The organism is Candidatus Planktophila sp., from assembly GCF_036734405.1.
GTDB lineage: Bacteria > Actinomycetota > Actinomycetes > Nanopelagicales > Nanopelagicaceae > Planktophila.
Genome location: NZ_DAIMYR010000002.1, coordinates 241,896 through 265,352 on the forward strand (window position 1 = coordinate 241,896; position 23,457 = coordinate 265,352).

27 protein-coding genes and 3 tRNA genes are annotated in these 23,457 nt (G+C 46.7%); 18 read left to right on the forward strand and 12 right to left on the reverse strand.

Annotated elements, in window-relative coordinates:
- Positions 1-44: 44 nt before the first annotated feature.
- From ctaC to AC9UC2_RS03350, 5 genes are read left to right on the forward strand one after another with little or no spacing between them, the layout of a single operon-like run.
- A complete protein-coding gene (ctaC, locus tag AC9UC2_RS03330; RefSeq protein ID WP_509525240.1) occupies positions 45-797 on the forward strand; it encodes an aa3-type cytochrome oxidase subunit II in 753 nt (250 codons plus the stop codon).
- A complete protein-coding gene (gene ctaD / locus AC9UC2_RS03335) occupies positions 794-2,449 on the forward strand; it encodes an aa3-type cytochrome oxidase subunit I (protein ID WP_509525241.1) in 1,656 nt (551 codons plus the stop codon). The genes ctaC and ctaD overlap by 4 nt, the downstream gene beginning before the upstream one ends.
- A 3-nt stretch (positions 2,450-2,452) precedes the next feature.
- Positions 2,453-2,857: a cytochrome c oxidase subunit 4 gene (locus AC9UC2_RS03340; RefSeq protein ID WP_509525243.1), complete on the forward strand. Its 405-nt coding sequence runs from the start codon at positions 2,453-2,455 to the stop codon at positions 2,855-2,857.
- Positions 2,857-3,330, forward strand: coding sequence for an SRPBCC family protein (locus AC9UC2_RS03345; protein WP_509525245.1), 474 nt, complete (start codon positions 2,857-2,859; stop codon positions 3,328-3,330). The genes AC9UC2_RS03340 and AC9UC2_RS03345 overlap by 1 nt, the downstream gene beginning before the upstream one ends.
- Complete coding sequence (locus AC9UC2_RS03350; RefSeq protein WP_509525247.1) at positions 3,327-4,181, forward strand: DMT family transporter; 855 nt, start codon at positions 3,327-3,329, stop codon at positions 4,179-4,181. The genes AC9UC2_RS03345 and AC9UC2_RS03350 overlap by 4 nt, the downstream gene beginning before the upstream one ends.
- Positions 4,182-4,197: 16 nt before the next feature.
- Here AC9UC2_RS03350 and qcrB read toward each other — a convergent pair whose 3' ends face one another.
- The 4 genes from qcrB to ctaE are packed head-to-tail and all read right to left on the reverse strand — an operon-like array spanning position 4,198 to position 8,200.
- Entirely contained in the window at positions 4,198-5,781 is a 1,584-nt protein-coding gene (qcrB, locus tag AC9UC2_RS03355; RefSeq protein ID WP_509525249.1) for a cytochrome bc1 complex cytochrome b subunit, read from the reverse strand.
- Positions 5,778-6,770, reverse strand: coding sequence for a cytochrome bc1 complex Rieske iron-sulfur subunit (gene qcrA, locus AC9UC2_RS03360; protein WP_509525251.1), 993 nt, complete (start codon positions 6,768-6,770; stop codon positions 5,778-5,780). Before qcrA ends, qcrB begins: the two co-directional genes overlap by 4 nt.
- Before the next feature lie 2 nt (positions 6,771-6,772).
- A complete protein-coding gene (qcrC, locus tag AC9UC2_RS03365) occupies positions 6,773-7,564 on the reverse strand; it encodes a cytochrome bc1 complex diheme cytochrome c subunit (RefSeq protein WP_509525252.1) in 792 nt (263 codons plus the stop codon).
- A 12-nt stretch (positions 7,565-7,576) separates the two neighbouring features.
- Positions 7,577-8,200, reverse strand: a complete 624-nt coding sequence (gene ctaE, locus AC9UC2_RS03370; RefSeq protein ID WP_509525253.1) for an aa3-type cytochrome oxidase subunit III — start codon at positions 8,198-8,200, stop codon at positions 7,577-7,579.
- Between the two features lie 160 nt (positions 8,201-8,360).
- On the opposite strand from ctaE, the gene AC9UC2_RS03375 reads away from it, so the two are divergent.
- The gene (locus AC9UC2_RS03375; RefSeq protein WP_509525254.1) at positions 8,361-8,783 is read left to right on the forward strand and encodes a hypothetical protein; all 423 of its coding nucleotides are present in this window, start codon (positions 8,361-8,363) and stop codon (positions 8,781-8,783) included.
- Between the two features lie 8 nt (positions 8,784-8,791).
- Entirely contained in the window at positions 8,792-9,835 is a 1,044-nt protein-coding gene (trpD, locus tag AC9UC2_RS03380) for an anthranilate phosphoribosyltransferase (protein WP_509525256.1), read from the forward strand.
- Here the strand turns inward: trpD and AC9UC2_RS03385 are convergent.
- Positions 9,813-10,445: an exonuclease domain-containing protein gene (locus AC9UC2_RS03385; RefSeq protein ID WP_509525258.1), complete on the reverse strand. Its 633-nt coding sequence runs from the start codon at positions 10,443-10,445 to the stop codon at positions 9,813-9,815. The two genes, trpD and AC9UC2_RS03385, sit on opposite strands and share 23 nt — an antisense overlap.
- Before the next feature lie 53 nt (positions 10,446-10,498).
- Here AC9UC2_RS03385 and AC9UC2_RS03390 point away from each other — a divergent pair, with 53 nt between their 5' ends.
- Entirely contained in the window at positions 10,499-11,269 is a 771-nt protein-coding gene (locus AC9UC2_RS03390; protein ID WP_509525259.1) for an alpha/beta hydrolase, read from the forward strand.
- A 2-nt stretch (positions 11,270-11,271) separates the two neighbouring features.
- On the opposite strand, the gene AC9UC2_RS03395 is transcribed toward AC9UC2_RS03390, so the two are convergent.
- The 6 genes from AC9UC2_RS03395 to AC9UC2_RS03420 all read right to left on the reverse strand — a co-directional run bounded on the left by AC9UC2_RS03395 (position 11,272) and on the right by AC9UC2_RS03420 (position 13,426).
- Entirely contained in the window at positions 11,272-11,898 is a 627-nt protein-coding gene (locus tag AC9UC2_RS03395) for a LysE family translocator (protein WP_509525261.1), read from the reverse strand.
- Between the two features lie 2 nt (positions 11,899-11,900).
- Entirely contained in the window at positions 11,901-12,653 is a 753-nt protein-coding gene (locus AC9UC2_RS03400; protein WP_509525263.1) for a nitroreductase, read from the reverse strand.
- 71 nt (positions 12,654-12,724) lie between these two features.
- Positions 12,725-12,796, reverse strand: a tRNA-Val gene (locus tag AC9UC2_RS03405).
- 25 nt (positions 12,797-12,821) lie between these two features.
- Complete coding sequence (locus AC9UC2_RS03410; RefSeq protein ID WP_509525264.1) at positions 12,822-13,169, reverse strand: phosphomannose isomerase type II C-terminal cupin domain; 348 nt, start codon at positions 13,167-13,169, stop codon at positions 12,822-12,824.
- Positions 13,170-13,216: 47 nt separating this feature from the next.
- Positions 13,217-13,290, reverse strand: a tRNA-Cys gene (locus AC9UC2_RS03415).
- A 63-nt stretch (positions 13,291-13,353) separates the two neighbouring features.
- A tRNA-Gly gene (locus AC9UC2_RS03420) sits at positions 13,354-13,426 on the reverse strand.
- Positions 13,427-13,494: 68 nt separating this feature from the next.
- On the opposite strand from AC9UC2_RS03420, the gene AC9UC2_RS03425 reads away from it, so the two are divergent.
- The 4 genes from AC9UC2_RS03425 to AC9UC2_RS03440 are packed head-to-tail and all read left to right on the forward strand — an operon-like array spanning position 13,495 to position 17,766.
- Complete coding sequence (locus AC9UC2_RS03425) at positions 13,495-14,487, forward strand: chorismate-binding protein (RefSeq protein WP_509525266.1); 993 nt, start codon at positions 13,495-13,497, stop codon at positions 14,485-14,487.
- The gene (locus AC9UC2_RS03430) at positions 14,484-15,242 is read left to right on the forward strand and encodes an aminotransferase class IV (RefSeq protein ID WP_509525267.1); all 759 of its coding nucleotides are present in this window, start codon (positions 14,484-14,486) and stop codon (positions 15,240-15,242) included. The genes AC9UC2_RS03425 and AC9UC2_RS03430 overlap by 4 nt, the downstream gene beginning before the upstream one ends.
- A 4-nt stretch (positions 15,243-15,246) precedes the next feature.
- Complete coding sequence (thrS, locus tag AC9UC2_RS03435) at positions 15,247-17,235, forward strand: threonine--tRNA ligase (RefSeq protein WP_509525268.1); 1,989 nt, start codon at positions 15,247-15,249, stop codon at positions 17,233-17,235.
- Between the two features lie 3 nt (positions 17,236-17,238).
- Positions 17,239-17,766 carry an HIT family protein gene (locus AC9UC2_RS03440; RefSeq protein ID WP_509525269.1) on the forward strand — a complete coding sequence of 176 codons (528 nt, stop codon included), beginning with the start codon at positions 17,239-17,241 and terminating at the stop codon, positions 17,764-17,766.
- Here the strand turns inward: AC9UC2_RS03440 and AC9UC2_RS03445 are convergent, their stop codons facing one another.
- Positions 17,767-18,351, reverse strand: a complete 585-nt coding sequence (locus AC9UC2_RS03445; protein ID WP_509525270.1) for a hypothetical protein — start codon at positions 18,349-18,351, stop codon at positions 17,767-17,769.
- Between the two features lie 24 nt (positions 18,352-18,375).
- Here AC9UC2_RS03445 and pgsA point away from each other — a divergent pair, with 24 nt between their 5' ends.
- Genes pgsA through pdxS form a run of 6 tightly spaced genes read left to right on the forward strand, consistent with a single transcriptional unit; the run spans position 18,376 to position 23,449 of the window.
- Entirely contained in the window at positions 18,376-18,969 is a 594-nt protein-coding gene (gene pgsA, locus AC9UC2_RS03450; protein WP_509525272.1) for a phosphatidylinositol phosphate synthase, read from the forward strand.
- Position 18,970: 1 nt separating this feature from the next.
- Positions 18,971-19,855 carry a phosphatidylinositol mannoside acyltransferase gene (locus tag AC9UC2_RS03455; RefSeq protein ID WP_509525273.1) on the forward strand — a complete coding sequence of 295 codons (885 nt, stop codon included), beginning with the start codon at positions 18,971-18,973 and terminating at the stop codon, positions 19,853-19,855.
- Positions 19,855-21,033, forward strand: coding sequence for a glycosyltransferase family 4 protein (locus tag AC9UC2_RS03460; RefSeq protein WP_509525274.1), 1,179 nt, complete (start codon positions 19,855-19,857; stop codon positions 21,031-21,033). The genes AC9UC2_RS03455 and AC9UC2_RS03460 overlap by 1 nt, the downstream gene beginning before the upstream one ends.
- Entirely contained in the window at positions 21,033-21,536 is a 504-nt protein-coding gene (locus tag AC9UC2_RS03465) for a LemA family protein (protein ID WP_509525276.1), read from the forward strand. Before AC9UC2_RS03460 ends, AC9UC2_RS03465 begins: the two co-directional genes overlap by 1 nt.
- Entirely contained in the window at positions 21,511-22,521 is a 1,011-nt protein-coding gene (locus AC9UC2_RS03470; protein WP_509525278.1) for a DUF3048 domain-containing protein, read from the forward strand. Before AC9UC2_RS03465 ends, AC9UC2_RS03470 begins: the two co-directional genes overlap by 26 nt.
- Before the next feature lie 40 nt (positions 22,522-22,561).
- A complete protein-coding gene (pdxS, locus tag AC9UC2_RS03475) occupies positions 22,562-23,449 on the forward strand; it encodes a pyridoxal 5'-phosphate synthase lyase subunit PdxS (protein ID WP_509525279.1) in 888 nt (295 codons plus the stop codon).
- Positions 23,450-23,457 lie beyond the last annotated feature (8 nt).

Below are 23,457 nucleotides of genomic sequence, written 5' to 3' on the forward strand. Positions count from 1 at the left end.
AGGCTCGTGTCACGCTTGGGGGGTTTTCAAACTATCCTTACTCCATGTCCCGACGCACAGTTTTGAGCCCCAGCAAAGCTCTACTCCTTCTAGCCCCAGTTATGTTTTTGACGGGTTGCTCCCAAGTTTCTGGCTTAGGTTTTGAAGAAGGCGTTACCAGCGTCAATGACCAATCGTTATCGCTCTGGCAAGGTGCTTGGATCGCTGGTGGAGTTGTTGGTGTTATTACCTTAGTTCTAATTTTGTGGCCAGCAATTTTTCATCGTGGCAAAAAAGATGACCCATCATTTCCAAAGCAAACTCAGTACAACGTGCCAGTTGAAGTTGCTTACACAATAATTCCATTCATCATTGTTGCGGTTCTTTTCTACTACACCGCACAGAAGCAAACAATCATTACTGAAAAGACAGATACCTACGCACATGAAATTACTGTCGAAGGTTTCCAGTGGTCATGGCAATTCGGATATCCAGATGCAGGCCCTAAGGCCCTGATTACGGGTACGCCAGAACAAACTCCAACCTTAGTTGTTCCGCTGGGAGAGCGTGTTCGCTACACGCTTACAGCTAACGATGTTGTTCACGGTTTCTGGATTCCGGCTTTCATGATTCAGATGCAAAATCTTCCTGGATTGACCAATAGTCTGGAATTTACGGCAAACAAATTGGGTGAATTCCCGGGACGTTGCAATATTTTGTGCGGACGTAATCACTCTCAGATGTTGTTTAACGTCAAAGTAGTAACGCCAGCTGAATTTGATGCGTTTCTTGAAACCCTTAAGGGAGGCCAAGCATGACAACTTATGCTGAAAGACCAACGATGACCGAGGGTCGTCCGATGCCAACTCCCAAAGGAAAGGCATTCGTAAAGTGGATTACGTCAACTGATCACAAGACCATTGGTTATTTGTATCTGCTCACATCATTTGCTTGGTTCCTCATCGGTGGAGTTCTAGCTCTTGCCTTGCGTGCAGAATTAGCTCGACCAGGAATGCAATTCCTGAGTAATGAGCAGTACAACCAGATTTTCACAATGCACGGAACAATCATGTTGCTGATGTTTGCAACACCTCTTTTTGTGGGCTTTGCCAATGTGATTATGCCGCTGCAAATCGGCGCTGCAGATGTGGCTTTCCCACGACTTAATATGTTGTCGTATTGGTTGTATCTCTTTGGTTCATTGATGGCATTTGGTGGATTCCTCTCACCAGGTGGAGCTGCATCATTTGGCTGGACTGTCTATGCGCCACTTTCTAATTCGCAATACTCACCAGGTATCGGATCCGATCTTTGGCTGATTGGTTTAGCCATTAGTGGTGTCGGAACAATTCTTGGTGGCGTTAACTTCATTACAACAATTTTCACAATGCGTGCACCTGGTATGACGATGTTCCGCATGTCAATCTTTTCCTGGAACGTATTGCTGACTTCAATTTTGGTACTACTAGCGTTCCCACCATTAGCCGCCGCGCTATTGGGTCTTGAATCGGACCGACTATATGGAACGCATCTTTTTGATCCGGCAAATGGTGGAGTGATGTTATTCCAGCACTTGTTCTGGTTCTTTGGGCACCCCGAAGTTTATATTTTGGCGCTTCCATTCTTTGGAATAGTTACAGAAATTCTGCCAGTGTTTAGCCGAAAGCCAATTTTTGGTTATCTTGGTCTGATTGCCGCAACGATTGCGATTGCAGCACTTTCAGTTTCTGTTTGGGCGCACCACATGTTCGCAAGTGGCCAGGTTCTCTTGCCCTTCTTCTCCTTCATGACATTTTTGATTGGTGTTCCTACAGGTGTGAAATTCTTCAACTGGATCGGAACAATGTGGCGCGGTCACGTTACTTTCGAAACACCTATGTTGTGGGTTATGGGATTCTTAGTGACATTCCTATTCGGTGGAATCACCGGAATCATCTTGGCCTCACCTCCGCTAGATTTCGCTGTCTCTGCAAGCTACTTCGTGGTTGCGCACTTCCACTATGTTCTTTTTGGAACAGTGGTATTTGCGATGTTCGGAGGTTTCTACTTCTGGTGGCCTAAGTTCACCGGTCGCATGCTCAATGAAACCCTTGGAAAGATCCACTTCTGGACACTCTTCTTCGGCTTCCACTTAACCTTCTTGATTCAGCACTGGCTTGGAATTAAGGGCTTCCCACGTCGTTATGCCGATTACTTGCCAACAGATGGTTTCACTTTCATGAACACCGTTTCGACAGTTGGTTCATTCTTGCTCGCACTTTCAATGATTCCTTTTGCAATTAACATCTGGATCACTCGCAAAGCGCCAATGGTCGAAGTCGATGATCCTTGGGGTTACGGGTCATCACTTGAATGGGCAACATCATGTCCTCCACCTCGTCACAACTTCTTATCGATGCCTCGCATCTCATCGGAGCGTCCAGCATTTGATCTGCACCATCCGCACATCAAGACTGAAGGGCACAGCTAAGTCATGAAGGCATCGTGGAAGTTATTTGGCGGCTTAAGTGTCTTCTATGTGATTATGACAGTGATCTACTGGCAAATCGGTGGCGAAGAAGTTGGTATAGCCGGAATGCTGCTTTCAGCATGCTTGGCTGGAATGGTTGGCTTCTATGTGTGGTTTACACAAAAGCGCATCGGTGTAACGCTTCCGGAAGATAACTTGACGGCCGAAATCGCAGATGGTGCTGGTGAACTTGGTTTCTATAGCCCGCATTCATGGTGGCCATTGCCGGTTGCGGTAAGTGCTTGCGTGTTCGCTCTTGGTCTGATCATCGGTTGGTGGCTTTCACTTATTGGTTTAGGTGCGCTAGTCATTTCAATTATTGGAATGGTTACCGAGTATGAAAAACCAGAGATTGCTTCTGCCCACTAATGAGTTCTGTTCGCGCTGAGATACTGCCGGTCGATTTTCCAAATACAGCTGCGGCGCGAATAACAATAGATGCACCAGCATCGGTAATCTTTGACTTATTGGCTGCACCGGCTGCACATCAACGTTTTGATGGATCTGGATCGGTAAAGGATGCAATTTCTGGACCTGAGCGTCTGTATTTAGGTGCAACCTTTGGCATGGCAATGAAGATTAAGGTGCCATATCGAATCAAGAATACCGTTGTGGAATTTGAAGAGAATAAGAAAATTACCTGGTGCCATTTAATGAAGTGGACCTGGTGTTACGAGCTTCAGGCCGTCACTCCTAATCAAACAATCGTGACCGAATCATTTGATGCCAGTAAAATCGCAGCGTTTCCCAAATGGTGGTTGAAGCGCACCGGCGCAATGTCGCACAATCCAAAGTGGATGGCTAAGTCTTTGGTTGCCCTGAAGGCGATCTGCGAAGGTTGATCTTAGAAAGATTTGCGCCAGCTCTCTTCGTTCTTTTATGGAGCACTGGGTTCGTAGGTGCTAAGTATGGATTGCCGTACGCAGACCCCTTTGTTTTCTTAGCTGTACGCGTTCTAATTGCTGCGATGCTTTTATTCGCATTAGCTAAAGTGATGAGAATGCCGATTCGAATTGGGCGTTCAGCGGTAACTCGCTCTGGTCTAATTGGATTTTTCTTACATGCTTTTTATCTCGGTGGAGTTTTTTATTCCATTGCACAAGGCTTGCCTGCAGGCGTTGCTGCCGTAGTCACCAGTTTGCAACCTGTTCTTGTATCGGTTTTGGCCGTAAAAGTTCTGGGTGAGAAGCTTCGTCCACGCCAAGTAATTGGTCTATTTGTGGGGCTTTTAGGAGTCATCTTGGTTCTTGGGCCATCTTTTGATGCCCAGATCCCGATGCCGGCAATGCTTGCAATATTTGTTGCATTGATAGGAAGCACAACAGCCACCTTGCTGCAAAAGAAAATTGGCGCTGATATTCCGTTGCTTAGCGGTACTGCTTATCAATATTTGTTTAGCGGATGCGTTCTTGGCGTAATCGCAATTGCAACCCAAGAAACATCTATAAATTGGAACCTTCGATTTACTGCTGCCTTTGTTTGGCTGCTACTGGGCATATCGGTTGGAGCTATTTTGTTGCTTCTGTGGCTTCTTAATTCCGGCAGTGCTGCCAAAGTGTCCTCACTTTTTTATCTTGTACCTCCAGCAACAGCACTCGAAGCATTCTTTCTTTTTGGAGAAAAAGTAAACACCCAAGGCTTCCTAGGTATCGGAATTACCGCCTTGGGTGTTTGGCTTGTAATGCGAGGTTAGTTCAAGTCACTACCAATTAGTGACTGTCGATCTCCTTTAGATCGTTCACAGTTGCCTTAGGAACTGATTCAGAGTGCGCAACACTCATTCGAGAGCGAATCTTATTTCTGATCGCGCCTGATCGCTTAACACCGCGTGCATCTGCGGCAGGAAGTTCAAGGGCTGGAGCTTGCTCATGTGATGTTAGTAGCCAAGCCTTTTCAGGTGAGATTGGTTCGTGCACTTCAACGAACTCACCACTTGGCAAGCGCAATAAACGACCAGTTTCACGGCCATGTAATACCAACTCACGATCGGCACGTTGTAGCGATAGACACAGGCGCTTGGTGATTACGAATGCCAGGGGAGGGAGGACAAAGATACCTATTCGAGTTCCCCACATGATTTGATTAATGGATAAATCAAACTGTGTCGCGATCAAATCGTTACCACCATTGATCAAGGCGACAACCATGAAGGTGATTGACATTGCACCAAGTGCGGTTCTGTTTGGTGCATTGCGTGGGCGATCTAGCAAGTGATGCTCACGCTTATCACCGGTAATCCAACTTTCAATAAATGGATACAAAGCCATACCCGTAAAGAGAATGCCAGGAACAATTAATCCAGGAATCAGAATGTTCCAAGAAACGGTGTAACCGAAGAGATATGTTTCAAGCGGTGGTGCCATACGTACTAGACCGTCAAGCCAGCCCATGTACCAGTCAGGTTGCGACCCTGCAGTCACTTGGCCTGGCGTGTAAGGACCGTATAACCAAATCGGATTAATCGATGCAACGGCGCCTAAGAACGCCGTAACTCCAAAGACGATAAAGAAGAAGCCACCAGCTTTTGCCATGTACACCGGCATGAGTGGGTAACCAACAACGTTCTTTTCAGTGCGCCCTGGACCTGGGTACTGAGTGTGCTTCTGGTACCAAACCATCATTAAGTGGACGGTAATTAACGCCAAGAAAATTCCCGGTAAGAGCAGCACGTGAACTATGTAAATTCGTGGAATGAAAGCTTCACCAGGGAAGGCTCCGCCAAATGCAAAATAAGACAGATACGAACCAACAACCGGTATCGCTTGAATAATTGCTTCAGCAATTCGGATACCAGTGCCAGATAAAAGATCATCTGGAAGTGAGTAACCAAGGAAGCCTTCGACGATTCCTAAAGTTAGAAGACCGACACCAATAATCCAGTTAGCTTCGCGTGGCTTACGGAAAGCTCCAGTGAAGAAGATACGGAAAAGGTGGGCAACCATGGCGGCCATAAAAATCAATGCCGACCAGTGGTGAATCTGGCGCATCAATAAACCGCCACGCACTTCAAATGAGATGTGAAGAGTGGAGGCATAGGCCGCAGACATCTGCACACCTTCTAGCGGTTCATAACTTCCTTCATAAACCACTTCACGGGCAGAAGGATCAAACCAAAAAGTTAGATATGTTCCCGACAACAAAAGAATGACGAAAGAATAAAGAACGATTTCACCCAACAGGAAAGACCAGTGATCAGGGAATACCTTTTGAAGATTTTTCTTCATCCATGCAGCAGCACCAGTGCGCTCATCTACATAGTTGGCAACTTGTCCTAAACGCGCTTCAGTTGTCATGAAGAGATCCTTCCCCAAAAGCTAGGTCCGACAGGTTCATTAAATGGTTCACGGGCTACAAGGAATCCTTCAGCGTCCACTGTCACATTTAACTGCGGAAGTGGTCTGGCCGCAGGTCCAAAAATGACCTTAGCGGCGCGGGTTACATCAAATGTGGATTGGTGGCATGGGCACAAAAGATGCTTAGTGGTCTGCTCATACAGAGCAACAGCACAACCCATGTGCGAACAGATCTTTGAGAAAGCGATGATTCCTTCGTGCGTCCAGCTCAGGCGCTCTGCATCTAAGTTGAACTCTTCTGGGCGTAAACGAATCAGCAAGACTGCATCCTTGGCAATGTCATTAAGTTTTCTGTGCTCGGGATCATCAGTTTCTGGCAGAACTTGCGCAACAGCGCCTACTTCAAGATCTGAGGCACGAATTCTGCGATCACCCGGATCTGTTACAAGGTAGGTTCCCTTTTTCCAAGAAGTTTCCTTTAAATCATTGCCTGGAAGAGGACCTAGATCCCTTAGAAGCAACAATGGTGAAAGCGCTGATAGTCCAACCGCTGCGCCAAGTGTTCGCTTGATTAATGAACGACGGCCAAGACCAGCTGCTTGCGCACCATCTTTTACTGTTTGTACAAACTCTTTGCGATCTTGATCCGGGGATTTGAATTCATGACGTTGCATGACAACTTCTTGATCGGGCATAAGTGTTTTTGCCCAATGGATCGCGCCTAAACCTATGAAAAATAGGGAAACAGCGAGCCCCACTCCGATACCCAGTTGATGAGCATTTTGATTTCCCATAACTGGAAGAAAAATGAAAACATCCTGCGGAATAAAGAAAGAGCCGATGAATAGCAACGTTCCCAGGGCGGAAATTCCAAACATTGCAGCAACTTGTCGCTCGGCGCGACGTGCGGCGATCGGATCATGATCGGCTTTGCGGTGAACGTGTGCTGGAAGTCCTGGATCTTTTATAGCTTCAATTTCATTGGACATTTTTACTTCGCTTTCATGGCTAGCCAGACAGCTACACCGATAAGGATTCCAAGACCAAAAGTCCAGACAAGCAAACCTTCAGTTACTGGCCCAACTCGACCCAGAGATGCGCCACCTAGATTTGGTTCAGCCTCTGCGGACTTAATCCACTTGATAATTGATAATTTTTCTTCAGGTGTAATTGTTTTATCGCTAAACACTGGCATTGCTTGTGGGCCGGTAACCATTGCTTCATAGATGTGCTTTGTTTCTACACCCATCAAAGTTGGTGCGTACTTTCCCTGCGTTAACGCTCCGCCTTGGCCAGCAAAGTTGTGGCACATTGCGCAGTTAGTACGAAATAGTTCCCCGCCTTCTGCTGTGCTTCCATCACGTTCGTAATTTAACTGAGCCTCTGTTGGAATTTCAGGACCAGGGGCAAGGGATGCAACATAAGCAGCCAGAGCAGCTGTTTCTTCAGGGGTATACAAAGGTTCTTTACGCATTGCTTGCTGGCTCATATCTGCCATTGGCATACGACCAGTTCCTACTTGGAAATCCACAGATGCAGCGCCAACGCCAACTAACGATGGAGCAATCACGCCACCTTCTGAGTTAAGTCCGTGACAGGAAGAGCAGCCCTTTAAAAAGATTTGACGGCCTTCTTCAATTAACGCTGAACGGTCAGCTTTAGTCGTCTGCGCAGTAGTAGTCGCACTTGCAACGCTAAATGTTGTTCCTATTGCAAGCAGTGCAAAGATCAACAATGAGGGACCAACCGCCTTGTGGCGACGGTAGCGAGATAAACGCTTCACTTATATTCCTTACTACTTAATCAGGTAAATCGCAGCAAAAAGTGCGATCCAAACGACGTCTACAAAGTGCCAGTAATACGAAACAACAATCGCAGTTGTTGCCTGTTGATGTGTAAATCGACGAGCTTTTGAAACTCGGATCATCACGATGAGGAAAGCGATCAATCCACCGGTCACATGTAGTCCGTGGAATCCTGTTGTTATGTAGAAGACAGAGCTGTATGCATTAGTTGAAAGCGCTAAACCTTCTGAAACCAATAATGCATACTCATATACTTGGCCTGCAATGAAGAAAGATCCCATCAAGAAAGTTGTAGCGAACCATTCACGCATTCCCCATTTATTTATCTGGTAGAGCTTTCCCGTGCGATGATTTTGAAAACGTTCAGCGGCAAAGACACCGAACTGACAAGTCACTGATGAGAGAACCAGGATTGTTGTGTTAAATGCTGCAAATGGAATGCTCAGAAGTTCAGTTGATTCGGCCCAAATAGCTGGACCCTGAACCGCTCTGATTGTGAAGTACATTGCAAAGAGCGCGGCAAAAAACATTAACTCACTGGAAAGCCAGACAATCGTTCCTACCGCCACTGCATTAGGGCGAGAGATTTTGTGGTGTGACACAGCGCTAGTCATGGAGGTGATTATTCCCGAAAACATGCTCGGCGTCTGCCTGGGGAGCGTCCAGAAGCCCTTGTTTTTGCCCCCAAAGAGGTGAAACGGATCACCTCAAAAACCGTGCTCCTGAGAACCGGCAGTGGGAGGAAGCAGCGCGATTTTTCATTAGAATAAGCACATGACCGAGAGCAAAAAACAGATCATCGTCTATTCAGATGACTCTTCAGTTCGTTCCCAGATCGCTTCGGCTCTAGGTGCTCGCGTCGCAAAAGATTTACCAGAACATGAAATACATGAGTTTGCGACAGGGGCAGCCCTTCGCGCTTACGTGGACACCAAGAATCTTGCCGGTAGTTTTCGCGCCGACCTTTTCATCTTGGATGGAGAAGCAGCCCAAGAAGGTGGAATGGGCATGGCTCGTCAATTAAAGGATGAAGTATTTAACTGCCCACCGATAGTTGTGATCACTGGCCGCAAAGAAGATAAATGGCTAGCTGCTTGGTCGCTTGCAGAGGCATCCGTGGTTCACCCAATCGATCCCTTTACTCTTGCTAAGACCGTGGCGGAATTGCTGCGCGGCACCGCAGTCGTTTCTGCTTAACTTTTCTCATGAGCCAATTGCTGTGGGATGAAAACATAGCGATTGTCGATTCAGGTTTAGATCTAGAAGTTGAACGAGTTCAGTGGTGCATGAATGAAATCCTCAATGGTGATGCCGACAATGCGACCATCAAAAGATTTCTTATCTCCCTCAAAAACAAAGGGGAGAGCCCAGAAGAGGTCGGTGCTCTAGTTGCTCAAATGTACGAACATTGTGCGCCCATTTCGATTACAGAACGTGCGGTCGACACTGTTGGAACTGGCGGCGATGGCGCACATACGATAAATATTTCAACGACATCGGCGATCATCGCAGCAGCTGCGGGAGCAAAAGTAATCAAGCACGGCAATCGTGCCGCTTCTTCAAAGTCCGGATCAGCGGATTTACTGGAAAATTTAGGCATCAATATCAATCTCAACGGCAGTGCAGTTGAAGAAAGCTTTGCGACTTTGGGGATTGGTTTTTGCTTTGCTCCAGTTTTCCATCCAGCAATGAAACATGCGGCAAGTGCCAGAAAAGAACTTGGCGTCCCAACGGTGTTTAACATTTTGGGACCTTTAGCCAACCCTGCCAAGCCAAAGTCAGCGGCTATAGGTGTTGCCAATGACCGAATGCACTTGGTTATGGCACAGGTACTAGGTTCGCGAGGTGTGGATGGTTTCGTATTTCGCGGAGATGATGGACTCGATGAGATAACTCTTGCCACCTCGACTTCGGTTTTGAGTATCGGCACAGATGAGATCACCAGCGGTTTAATTGCACCGAGTGACTTCGGGATATCAGTTGCGCCGGTTTCGGTTTTGGTAGGAGGAGATGGAGCTGAAAACGCACGAATTACCAGAGCAATTTTTGCGGGGGACAAGGGTGCACATCGCGATGCCTGTGTTCTTAATGCGGCAGCAGCAATCGCTGCATATGAAGGTCGCACTGAACTTTCATTACATGAGCGAATTACATCAGGAGTTGAAGCAGCAATAGTCGCGATTGATTCAGGTGCTGCGCAAGAACTTGTTACGCAGTGGTCTTTACTTACTCAGAAATTGGGCGCTTAGTCCTTTTCCTTTTTGACGGAAAGTTTCGCATCTGTTCAAAATTGTGAACATCAAAACCAGCTAATCGCTCTATCAATCCATGAAGGACATCGACCGTTGCTAACGCATCATCTAGAGCTCGATGGTTAGGCGAAGTTGTAGCGCCAAAGAACTCAGACAAGGTGGAAAGTTTGCAGTTCATCACTTCGTCTCGGTCTAGAACGGCTCTGGCTAGTCGGGCGGTGTCGACAGTTAAATAATCTGGCCAGCCAATTTCATGAGCAAGCGAGGCAGCTTTTAAGAAACTTAAATCAAAAGGTGAGTTATGGGCAACCACTACGGTTTCTTCGGCACTACCTAAAAATTCAAATAGCGTCGGAAGAATCTCATCGATAAATGGAGCTGACACCAGCATGTCATCTGAAATTCCCGTTAACTGCGTTATGAAAACTGGAAGCGAGTGACCCGGATCTACAAAGCTTTGAAAGGTTCCTAAGACTTCTCCACCTTGTACTTTTACTACACCGATTTCGGTTATTCCGGCACCTAATCGAGGAGAGCCACCAGATGTTTCAAGATCGAGCACCGCAAAGATTGTTTCTGCGAGAGATCTTTCCTCAATCTTTGGCATGTGTTCAATCGTATGTCATTGAACTGACATTGAATAAGACGTACCCTTGAACTATGTCAGTTCTTGGAGCGCCAGAAGGTTGGATGCAGGATTGGGCCGCGTTAGGTTCCGGTAAAAATGCTCGCGTTGGTGTTTTATTGGTCCACGGTTTTACCGGATCGCCTGCATCAATGCGCCCCTGGGGAGAGTTTCTTCATTCCAAGGGCTACACAGTGCGCGTCCCGCTTTTGCCAGGACATGGAACCACCCCTGAAGATTTAAATAAAGTTAAGTGGCAAGAATGGCCAGCCAAAGTTCAATATGAATTAAGCGAACTTCGCAAAAGTTGTGATGTTGTTTTTCTTGTAGGACTTTCTATGGGCGGGGGAACAGTCCTCAATGTGGCGGCTTCCATCAACAATGATGTAGCCGGATTGATCTTGGTTAATCCAATGATCCACATTAAGGGTGTACCGGTAGAACTAGCCTTTTTTCTATCAAGATTTCAAAAGATGCGCACCAGCGTAGGCGATGACATCAAACGTCCTGGGATCACTGAATGGGGATATGACGCATTACCTACACGGGGTATCCATCAACTTCTAAAGATGCTGCGCATTACGCGACGCAATTTGGGCGCAATCACTGTCCCAGTTCAGTTATTTCATTCCGTTGATGATCACACCCTGCCAGTTACAAATACCGAAATCATTCTGAGCGAGCTTGGAACAACTAACAAGACTCGAATTGAATTGGTGAACAGTTATCACGTAGCGACAATGGATTACGATCAAGAGTTAATTTTTCAGAACTCGTTGACCTTTATCGAAGCACACGCCAAATAGCTTTACGAAAGCGCCAGACTGACTGCAATACCCAAAATTCCGATTGCAGAAATTGCTGTCAACGCTCTTCGAACGGCTGGCTTTTGAATGTAGGACGATGATTTTTCGACCGTCCAAATCAAGCCAATATTCCAGGTTATTGAGATTATTGCCCACGTTGCGCCCAAAACAATGATTCCCAAACCAAGAGAAGTTTCCTTTGGAATAAATGCTGGAATAAATGCAACTGCATAAACGGCTGCTTTTGCATTGGTGAGATTGGTGATTAAGCCCAATCTAAAGGATGCCCAAGCTGATGTTGTTTCGGTACTTTCTAAATCAAACCTTCCAAACTCTTGTCGAAGTGACAGAAAAGTTTGGGCAGAAATAAAGGTCAAAAAAATGACTCCTGACCATTTGAGAATTGAATACGCGGCATCTGAACGAGTGAAGATCGCAGAAAGTCCGATTGCGCTAGACACGCTCCAGATTAGGATTCCTAAACAGTTTCCTAGGGATGAAAGAAACGCTGCTTTTGGTCCACCGATTATGGATTGGCGCAAAACCATTGCAACGCCTTGGCCAGGAATCATTACCAATAAGGCCGTAGCTAAAACAAATGAAGGCAAGTTGTGTAAGAGCGAAGACACAATCAAGGATTCCGTGGTTTTAGCGTGATTTCATCAACTGATAATCGATTGGCTTTGAAATCATTTACTGCAGAATCACTTGGGTAACCCAAAGCAACTCCACAGAGCAACCGGTAGCTCTTGGGTACATCAAACTCTCTTCGAACAACATCATCCCAAATTGCAACTGCGCCCTGAGCACATGTTCCTAGACCTTGAGCATGTGCCGACAACGATATGTTCTGCATCATCAATCCAGCATCAGATGCTGCATATATGTGCAGAGAATTATGAACGTAGATGAAAAGTTCTACTGGTGCTCCGAAGAAAGAATAATTCTTAGCCCACTGTTGATCCCGAGCTGTTCGATCTCCGCGAGTAACCCCTAATGTTTCATACATTTCTCGGCCGACTCGTTCAGCACGTGGCTTTAGCTCGGCAGGGTAAGGCTTTACTATAAATCGATTACTTGTCGGCAGCCCGTATCGCGAGTAGATAATTCGCAACTTATTTAAAATGCCCTTTCGCATAATTTTGGAAAGTACGCCCCAACGTGAAAGAAATTCCGCACTAATTCGATCGCGAACATCCCCGCTAGCCACAGCGACTTTGAAGGGCCGGGTATTGGACCAGCTGGGCGCGGTAAGACTGTCAGTCAGAATTTGTTCAATAACTTCTGGTGAGACAGGCGTAGATAAAAAGTCACGGGTACTTCGACGAGATGCTAGGAATTGTGAGAATTCTTGCGAATTGAATGTATTGTCTGAACTAGCCACCTGCAAACTGTAGCGAAAAGCTTTTGGTACTGATTGGTAATGAAGTACCCAATCAAGGATTTTGCACTAAGTGGACCGTACTGGGATCGAACCAGTGACCCCCACAATGTCAATGTGGTGCTCTACCGCTGAGCCAACGATCCTTAGATGGAAGAACTATACATGAGCCTATTGGCGCGAAAAGTCATCCTCAATACGCTCAATGTCATCTTCGCCAAAGTAGGTTCCTGTTTGAACTTCAATGAAAATTAGCTCATCGGTTCCAGCGTTACCGATTCGGTGTGGTTGCCCGATTTCAATATCAACGGTTTCTCCGGCTGATCGTGTAAAGGTATTTCCATCGAGCACAACCGTTGCAACACCAGAAACAATGAACCAATGTTCAGCTCTTTTTTCATGACGCTGATATGAAAGACGAAAACCTGGCGTTACATAAATGCACTTAACTTTGTGTTGCGCACTTTCCTGCAGAACTTCGTAACGTCCCCACGGGCGTACTGATTCATCTGCTGACATTGCCAACATCCTCCGTTATGTGTAGACGATGAGTCTTTCACTAATAATGGAGGTCGGGACGGGATTTGAACCCGTGTAGAGGGATTTGCAGTCCCTTGCCTCGCCTCTCGGCCACCCGACCATATAAATATCGCCGCTAGATTTAATTCTTCGAAGAGAGTTCAATCTAAACGGCGAGTATCAGAGCGGACGACCGGGTTCGAACCGGCGACCTGAACCTTGGCAAGGTTCCGCGCTACCAACTGCGCTACGTCCGCGAGGAGAGCAAATCTAGCGCAGGAGAGCCGTAAGCGCCAAAGTGAGGGGGATTGGTTAGCGTTGTCCCGTGGCAAACCAGAAGGATCAACCCATGTTTTGGATGGGCCGACGATTAGCGACTGATCTGATTGAGATCTCGCATGACCCATCGTGTTTAAATGACGGAGATTTCTGGGCGGTCTCTACAACCTTCGAGGGAGCCTTTACTGCGGCAAAGTTTGCAACAGTGGTTGATTCGGATTTTCCAGACGCCCCTTGGATTCCCATTAACTCGTCGTGGCACAGCGTTCCAAATAAAAATGGGTACATAAGTTACGTAGAACGAATTCGTGAACTGATTGCCCAAGGCTGGGTGTATCAAGTCAACGCATGTAGGCACTTGGCTGCTGATGATTTCAATGTGAATTTACGAGGGCTATTCAGCGGAATCTTGAAAAACAATCCTGCCCCGTGGGCAAGCTATCTGGAAATTCCACAGTTAAACATTGCCTCAGCTTCACCGGAATTGTTTCTTGAAAGATCAGGTCCTAGAGTAAAAACTTCGCCCATAAAAGGTACTCAGCTGTTGGGTTCAGCTGAGTTTGGCAGTAAAGACCGCTCTGAGAACATCATGATTGTAGATTTGATGCGCAACGATCTGGGAATGATTTGCCAAAGTGGAACCGTAGAAGTCACGCAACTTCTTTACAGTCAAGATCATCCTGGCTTGCAACATTTAGTTTCTGATGTTGAAGGAGATTTGATTCAGGGAATCGGTTGGAAAGAAATTTTTGCGGCGATCTCACCTCCTGGTTCGGTAAGCGGTGCACCTAAGTCATCATCTCTGTCAGTTATTGCAGAGCATGAGAAACCACGAGGTCCTTACTGCGGGATACTGGGATGGGTGGAAGGCGACAAAGCTGCGTTATCGGTGGCTATTCGTATTTTCTGGAAAGATGAAAAAATCAACTTTGGAACTGGTGCTGGAATAACTTTCGCCAGTGATTCCTTAGCCGAATGGGAAGAAACTGAACTGAAAGCTTCTCGTTTAATCAAAATAGCTGCGGGGAAAATTTCATGAAGGTGATTCAAAATGGCGAACTTGTCCCTGTTCAAGACAGTGATTGCGATGGCAAAGGCTGGATGAGTGGAACTGGAGTTTTTGAAACCATCAAGACTGTCGATAACAAGCCATGGGCTTTTTCCAGACATATGCGCAGGGCAGTTTCGGGAGCCCAGCAGTTTGGTTTTCGAATTCCATCTGAAGATTTGATTCGAAGCGCCGTAGAACAACTGTGTCAGATCGAGAAACATGAAAGTGGTTTGTTAAGGCTTTCCTTTGGCGGCAATGGAAATTGGAGCGCGGTACATCTTGCCCATGTACCCCTAACCCATGCAGCGAAATTAATAACTTTTGACAAAAAGATCGCGATTCAGGGACAAGCAGTGAAGAGCTTTCCGTATGAGCATCGTTTAGCGATTCTTGAATCGATTAAGAATTTGGGGGCAGACGAAGCAATTGTTTGTAATGAAAATGGCAAGGTGAGCGAAGGAGCAGTCACAAATCTTCTTTTGCGCATCGATGATAAATGGGTAACCCCGCCCATTAGCGATGGTGTTTTGCCTGGTGTCATGCGCGCTTTGGTCATTGAATACTGCGGGGTCTTGGTCAGAAGCGTTGGTAGTTCGGAAATTCCGCGGGTTCAATCCGCATTTTTATTGAGTAGTTTGCGTATAGCTCAACCGGTTGCTTCGATAGATGGAAGAGATATTGAGCAATCTTTGGAATTCAAGTCGGAAATTGAAGCGATGGCGCTAAGGACTTCGGTAGGCTAGCGACATGGCCCAGATTTCGATCACAGTTGATGGCGCTGCCCAAAAAGTTGAGGCAGATCAACGTCCAACGCACATTTTTGCCGACACCAAAGAAGTAGTTGTGTGTCGAGTAAATGGGGCGCTCAAGGATTTGTGGACCGAACTTGCCGAAGGTGATGTTGTCGAATCAGTATTGATTTCATCGCCAGATGGTTTGGCTGTGTTGCGCCACTCAACTGCGCACGTGATGGCCCAAGCAGTACAAGAGGTATACGCAAACACTCGACTTGGAATCGGACCTCCAATCAAAGATGGCTTTTATTATGATTTCGATCCAGTTAGCACCTTTAATCCGGATGATTTGGTAAAAATTGAAAGTGCTATGCGCAAGATCGTTAAAGAAGGTCAAAGATTTCGTCGACGCGTAACCACCGAAGCCGAGGCACTTAAGGAATTAGCGCACGAACCGTACAAGTGCGAACTGATCGGGATTAAGGGGCCAGCAGGCGAAGAAGCATCGGTTGAAGTTGGCGGCGCTGAACTAACTATTTATGACAATCTAGGCCGTGACGGCAATCCGGTGTGGAGTGATTTATGTCGTGGTCCACATTTACCATCAACTAAACACATTCCTGCCTTCAAATTAATGCGAACAGCTGCGGCGTATTGGCGCGGATCTGAAAAGAATCCGATGTTGCAGAGAGTGTATGGAACTGCTTGGCCATCTCAAGACGAACTCAATGCATACCTGGAACTGTTGGCCGAAGCAGAAAAGCGTGATCACCGCCGTTTGGGAACTGAATTAGATTTGTTCTCTTTTCCTGAAGAAATCGGTTCAGGGTTAGCGGTCTTTCATCCCAAGGGCGGAATCGTTCGCCGCGCAATGGAGGATTACTCACGCATCCGTCATGAAGAAGAGAATTACGAGTTCGTTTATTCACCGCACTTAACAAAAGCTGCACTTTTTGAAACTTCAGGTCACTTGCAGTGGTATGCCGATGGAATGTATCCACCAATGATCCTGGATGAAGAACTCAATGCTGATGGGACAGTCAAAAAAGCTGGCCAGCAGTACTACATGAAGCCAATGAACTGTCCATTCCACAATTTGATTTATAAGTCTCGTGGACGTTCATACCGTGAACTTCCTTTGCGCCTCTTCGAATTTGGAACTGTCTATCGCTATGAAAAGTCAGGCGTCCTTCACGGTATTACTCGTGCTCGTGGATTCACTCAAGATGATGCGCATATCTATTGCACCAAAGAACAAATGGTGGGAGAACTCGATTCACTTCTGACATTTGTCTTGAACTTATTGCGTGACTATGGACTCAATGAGTTCTATCTTGAGTTATCGACAAAAAATGAAGAAAAGTTTGTTGGAGAAGATGCAGATTGGGCCGAAGCAACTGATGCGCTTCGTAAAGCAGCAACCGCGCAAAATCTTGAACTAGTTTTGGATGAAGGCGGAGCAGCTTTCTACGGACCAAAGATTTCGGTTCAGGCAAAGGATGCAATTGGTCGCACCTGGCAGATGTCTACGATTCAAGTTGATTTCCAATTGCCTCAACGTTTTGAACTTGAATATTCAGCATCCGATGGAACTCGTCAACGACCGGTGATGATTCACCGAGCTTTGTTTGGTTCCATCGAGCGCTTCTTCGGAGTATTGACCGAGCATTACAGCGGAGCATTCCCACCATGGTTAGCGCCGGTTCAAGCAATAGGAATTCCAGTTGCTGATTCTTTCTCTGATTACTTGGGCGAAGTCATAAAGACCATGCGTAAAGCAGGCATTCGAGCTGAACTAGATGCCTCAGATGACCGCATGCAGAAGAAGGTTCGAAATGCACAGTTGCAAAAGATTCCTTTTATGGTCATTGCCGGTGAAGAGGATCAGCAGGCGGGTGCGGTTTCTTTCCGCTACCGCAATGGCGAACAAAAAAATGGCATTCCGATAGCTGATGCGATTGCTGAGATCAAAAAGGTTGTTTCCGAACGAACTCAGGTGTAGTCAATGAGTCATGAGATAAATGGTGTTGGAATGCCTGATAACTGGCAACGGTTATGGGCTCCGCACCGACTTGAATACTTACGTGGCGAGAACAGACCGTTAGTGGGCAATGATGTTGCATGCCCATTCTGCGCTATTCCTGAAATGAGTGACGAAGAGGGTTTGATAGTTCACCGAGGCGTTAATGCCTACGTTGTAATGAATCTTTATCCGTACAACCCTGGGCACCTACTGGTTTGCGCTTATCGTCACGTTGCAGATCTGACAGATTTAAGTGAAGAAGAGCGCAATGAGATTTCGGCGCTGACGGCCCATGCCATGCAGACAATTCGTAAGGTTTCTGGTCCAGAAGGATTCAACTTAGGAATGAACCAAGGGGCGATTTCAGGTGCAGGTGTAGCTGCGCATATTCATCAGCATGTTGTTCCTCGTTGGAGTGGGGATGCAAATTTTATGCCGATTATTGGTAAAACTAAGGTGCTGCCTCAATTGTTGCACCTAACTCGAGACGAGTTATCAGCGGCTTGGTGATTAAAGATTTAATTGGTTGATGTATTGATTAACGATGTCAACGCCAATTCCTTTTTCAATCCATAGAGGGATTGCGGGAAAAAGCAAACCTGCCGCAAAAGCTTGATCACCAGTTGATTGAACTAACTCCATGTATTCATCTCGGAACTCTTGCACCAGAGTTTGGTGTTCTGGATCGCTCATTCGCACCGTGGAAGGACGAGTTGAGTAGTCAATAATATTTAAGTCACTCAGTGATATCAGTGCAATTGGCAATCCTTCTTCATCATGCAAAACCAAATACGGCGTAGCCATTGGAGAAAAAACGCGATTTGCGATCATGACCGCATCATCAAAGTCGGCCTCTTGTTTTTCTAGATGTGTAACAACAACTAGTCGCGGAATCTGAAATTCATCAAGTTCGGCCCATTGCTCGATTGTCGGTTGATCCACACCAGCAGAGGGGTTGATGGCAAAGATTGCAAGATCGCTATCACTGTGAACTTGTTGTGCCACGGTTGCACCGAAGGCTTGTGCAACCTGCTCAGGCTCAGCGCTGGCATGACCATAGACATGAAATACGCCCTTGGTGATTTGTGTTTGCACTGGGTCAGCCTACGATGGACCTTGATGTTAAGTGCACGTTTGAAGCCAGCGGTCACCCGGGTAATTACCCCAGTGGCAGCTTTTGCGTTGCGCCGAGGACTTACTCCGAATGCTGTCACCTGGATTGGTGCGACTGGGGTCGTGATCTGTTCGCTGTACTTCTATCCTCGTGGCGAGTTTTTTGTTGGAACCCTAGCCATTTGTGTTTTGGCTTTAAGCGATCTTTTTGATGGAACGATGGCCCGTTTATCAAGTAAGGGTTCAAGTCGTTGGGGAGGGTTCTTAGACTCCACGATTGATCGAATTACTGATTCTTCAATCTTAATCGGTGTAACGATTTATCTAATTAATGAAAATGATCAGCTTGCTTATGTAGCACTTGCGACTCTGGTTACTGGATTGCTGGTCCCGTACATCAGAGCAAAAGCTGAAAGTTTTGGGATCGCTTGCTCTGGTGGAATTGCCGAACGAACAGAGCGGCTAATCATCTCTCTTGCTGCAATCGGCTTTGATGGCTTAGGAGTTCCTTACGTTCTTGCGGGTGGAATGTGGTTGTTAGCAATTCTTGGCTTGTTCACTGTGGTGCAACGCATGCTAATTGTTAAGCGAGCGATTTAGCATGAAGGATAATTTATCAGCGTATGTATATTTTGCAGGTTGGCGAATCGTTAGGTGGCTACCTGAAAGAACTGCCTACAAATTGGCATATCGGGTCTCGGATTTTCTAGTTAAACGCAATGGAAAAAGCGTTCAACGATTGCGTTCGAATCTTTCCAGGACGCAGCCGGGCATAACCGCCTTGAATCTGGACCTCTTGATTATCGAAGCCATGCGGTCATACATGCGCTATTGGTGTGACACATTTAGATTGCCGGACTGGAGCGATCAACGAATTTTGGAAACAACAACAGTTACAAATGAGCACTTGTTAACTGATGCGATCGCAGCCAAAACTGGTGTCATAGTTGCGGTCCCACATGCCGGAAATTGGGATCATGCAGGTGCGTACTTCTGCGCTAAGGGAATTCGGTTGGTAACTGTGGCCGAACGCTTAAAGCCTGAAAAGTTATTTTTGAAGTTTCTTGCTTACAGACAAGCCATGGGCATGGAGGTTCTGCCGCTAGATGGTCGGGTATTGAACACCTTGGAAGAACGACTTAATGAAGGTGCATTAGTTGCACTTGTTTCAGATAGAGATCTTTCACGCTCTGGAATCGAGGTTGAATTCTTTGGAGCTCCAGCGCGAATGCCGGCAGGTCCGGCTTTACTTGCCTTGCGAACCAAGGCGCCATTGATAACAGCTTTTGTTTCGTACACGGACAATGGAGTGCATATTGAGTTTAGAAATGTCGTTTTGCCTAGCACGGGGGATGAAAGAAGCAAGGTACAAGAAATAGTTCAGATGACGGCGGAGTATTTCCAGGACGGTATCTCAGAGAAACCCCAAGACTGGCACATGTTGCAACGCATTTGGGTCGATGGCGATTTTAAGGATCGCGCATAGTGCTTACGCGATCGCTAAAAATAGGAATTGTGTGTCCGTACAGTTGGGACACACCAGGTGGAGTTCAAAACCATATTCGTGATTTGGCCGAGTTCTTAATTGCATCCGGACATGATGTTTCGGTTTTAGCGCCAGCGATCGATGAAACGAAGTTACCTGATTACGTTGTCAACGCAGGTAAGCCGATTTCGATTCCTTATAACGGCGCAGTTGCGCGAGTTCTATTTGGGCCAGTTGCTTTTGCTCGAGTTCGACAATGGATTTCACAAGGTGATTTTGATTTGTTACATCTTCACGAACCTGCCATTCCGTCCATTTCCCTCTTGGCTTGTTGGGCTGCCGATGGACCAATGGTTGGAACCTTTCATGCAGCGGCAAAGCGTCAGAAAATTATTTTTGCAATTGGGCCGATACTCGAACCTGCAATTGAGAAACTATCAGCAAGGATTGCGGTTTCAGAAGCAGCACGCTTCACTCTGACAGATCACCTTGAAACGGATGCAGTGATCATCCCTAATGGTATCTATGCCGATCGCTACACAGATGGAAAGTCCTTAGAGAAGTGGTCTGGAAATACGATTGGATTCATTGGGAGGTTTGAAGAACCTCGGAAAGGGTTAAGTGTTCTGGTTGATGCGCTACCCGTCATTTCCCGTTTTGCACCTGATGTAAAGGTATTCGTGGCCGGTCCTGGTGATCCTGCAGAAGTCATCGAGAGCATTGACCCACAACTTCGTCATCGATTTGAATTTCTAGGAAAGATTTCAGAATCAGACAAGGCTGACTTCGTGTCATCTGTTTCTTTGTATGTCGCACCCAATACAGGTGGTGAATCCTTTGGAATTATCCTTGCTGAAGCACTTGCTGGGGGCGCTTGTGTCATCGCGAGTGATATTCCTGCCTTTGATGATTTGTTGGGTCACGGAGAATACGGTGCATTGTTTGAATCCGAAAGCTCCACCGAATTGGCAAAAGTCGCGATTGATCTGCTGCGAGATGAAAAGAAAAGAAAAGTACTGTCCACTCGCGGTAAAGAACGAGCAAAGATGTTTGATTGGAAAGTGGTTGCAGAACAAATTTTCTCTGTATATGAAATGTCCATGGTCGGAAGTCAGAAAGTTCGATTGGCCTCAGACACCCGTCCGTGGAATCGATTCTTGAATAAGGATGACAAGTAATGACTAAATGGTTGCTCGCTGCGTTGCTGGTGCTGCTTATTGCGTGGTACCTGACCTTTACTGCAACTCGTTTAGACAGGTTGCACCATCGGGTAGAAACAAGTTGGGCAAATTTGGATGTCCTGTTGCAAAAGCGCGCAGCGGTTGCGCTAGAGATAGCTCATAGCGATATTGCTGATCCTGCTTCTTCTATGTTGTTGACCGCGGCTGCATATCAAGCACGCGATGCAAATATTCAAAATCGTTCGCAAGCCGAAAGTGGATTATCAGGGGCTTTGGGTCTACTTCTAGAGGATTCACAACATCTGGCAACGGCGGCCGATAGCGCTTTACTTACCGAATTATCAGGGCTCACCGACAAAATCAGAGTTGCCATTGCTTTGCACACTGATGCCGTTGCTCGCACCCAAATGGTGCGCAGTAAATTGATTGTCCGACTTTTCCGACTGGCTGGAACAGCGCCATTACCGATCACATATGAATTCGAATCTGATGTTCTCTAAAAGAGCTTTTGCACTTCTTGTAGCATCATTTGTATTGCTTACCGGGTGTGCAGCGGTTACGGATTTGTTGCCTGAAAAGAAGGCAACCAGTGTTCTCAGTGGCCGCGAAGGAATCGATGGGCAAGTCCTAGTTGTAAAAATTGATGATACAAATGCGGCACATCCGCAAATCGGCTTAGAAGATGCGGAAATTGTTTACATAGAACAGGTTGAAGCTGGACTAACTAGATTGGCAGCAATTTATTCAACTGTTATTCCGCAGCGAATAGGACCTGTCCGCAGTGCGCGAATTTCGGATATCGATATTTTAAGTCAGTATGGACGTGTGGCCTTTGCTTACAGCGGAGCTCAGCGAAAATTACTTCCAGTAATTGCAGCAGCTAACCTGCAGGACATGGGCGCGCAACGCCAGAGCCCAACGATTTACACAACTGACCCAAACAGAGTTTCCCCGGTCGCAATGGTTCTTCGTGCTGATTTACTCATGCAAAAAATCAAGGATGATGATTTGTCCGTTGATGTTGCCAAGAATGTTGGTTTCGTCTTCGGTGATTTACCAGACGGCGGGAAAGCTGTGCAAAAAGCTGTAATTAATTGGCCATCTGCAACGTATTCTGCTGATTGGTCGGAAAAGGAATCGCGTTGGCATTTGTCCCACAACGGTAAGTTAAACCTGGCAGACAGTGGAGTTGTGCTTGGTCCAACAACACTTGTTGTTCAGATGGTAAAGATTTCACCATCGGAATACGGTGACAAATTTGGTGGAGTAACTCCGCTATCTGAAACAGTTGGCACCGGTAAGGCATATGTACTTCGCGATGGGCAACTCTTCACAGCCACATGGAATAGGGCGTTTGCTGATTCAGGGACAACCTTCACATTAGCTGATGGCTCAATAATGAACTTTGCTGCAGGGCAAATATGGGTGGCCTTAACCGATCGTGAGCCTGAATTCACGTGGCGCGGTGTTGATAAGACGAAGTAGGATTGGGCTCTATCTTTCGATTGAAGCGGAGTACTAAATCATGGCTGAAGTAACAGGCACCGGTCGCGTCAAGCGCGGCATGGCTGAAATGCTTAAGGGCGGCGTCATCATGGATGTTGTTAACGCCGAACAAGCAAAGATTGCTGAAGATGCCGGTGCTGTTGCAGTTATGGCACTTGAGCGAGTACCTGCAGATATCCGCGCCCAAGGTGGAGTAGCCCGCATGTCAGATCCTGACATGATTGAAAAGATTCAAGCCGCGGTATCAATCCCAGTTATGGCAAAGGCACGCATCGGGCACTTTGTTGAAGCTCGTGTCCTGGAATCACTAGGTGTTGACTACATCGATGAGTCAGAAGTCTTAACGCCAGCTGATTACGTAAACCATATTGATAAGTTTGATTTCACCGTTCCCTTTGTGTGTGGCGCAACAAATCTTGGCGAAGCACTACGCCGTATTAATGAGGGTGCAGCAATGATTCGCTCAAAGGGCGAAGCAGGCACTGGTGATGTTTCAAATGCGATGCAGCACATGCGAATGATCGGTGGAGAAATTCGTCGACTGTCATCATTGCGTGAAGATGAACTGTATGTCGCAGCTAAGGAACTTCAAGCACCTTATGACCTGGTGAAGGAAGTTGCCCAAACTGGAAAACTGCCAGTCGTTCTATTCACAGCTGGTGGTATCGCAACTCCGGCTGATGCGGCACTGATGATGAGCATGGGCGCAGATGGTGTCTTCATCGGTTCAGGTATTTTCAAATCAGGCAATCCTGCCCAACGCGCAGCAGCGTGCGTGAAGGCGACAACATTTTGGGATGATGCAAAGGTTGTTGCTGATGCATCTCGTGGTCTTGGTGAGGCAATGGTTGGAATTAACGTTGCCGATCTACCGGCACCTCACCGTCTTTCAGAGCGTGGTTGGTAACTTCTCGT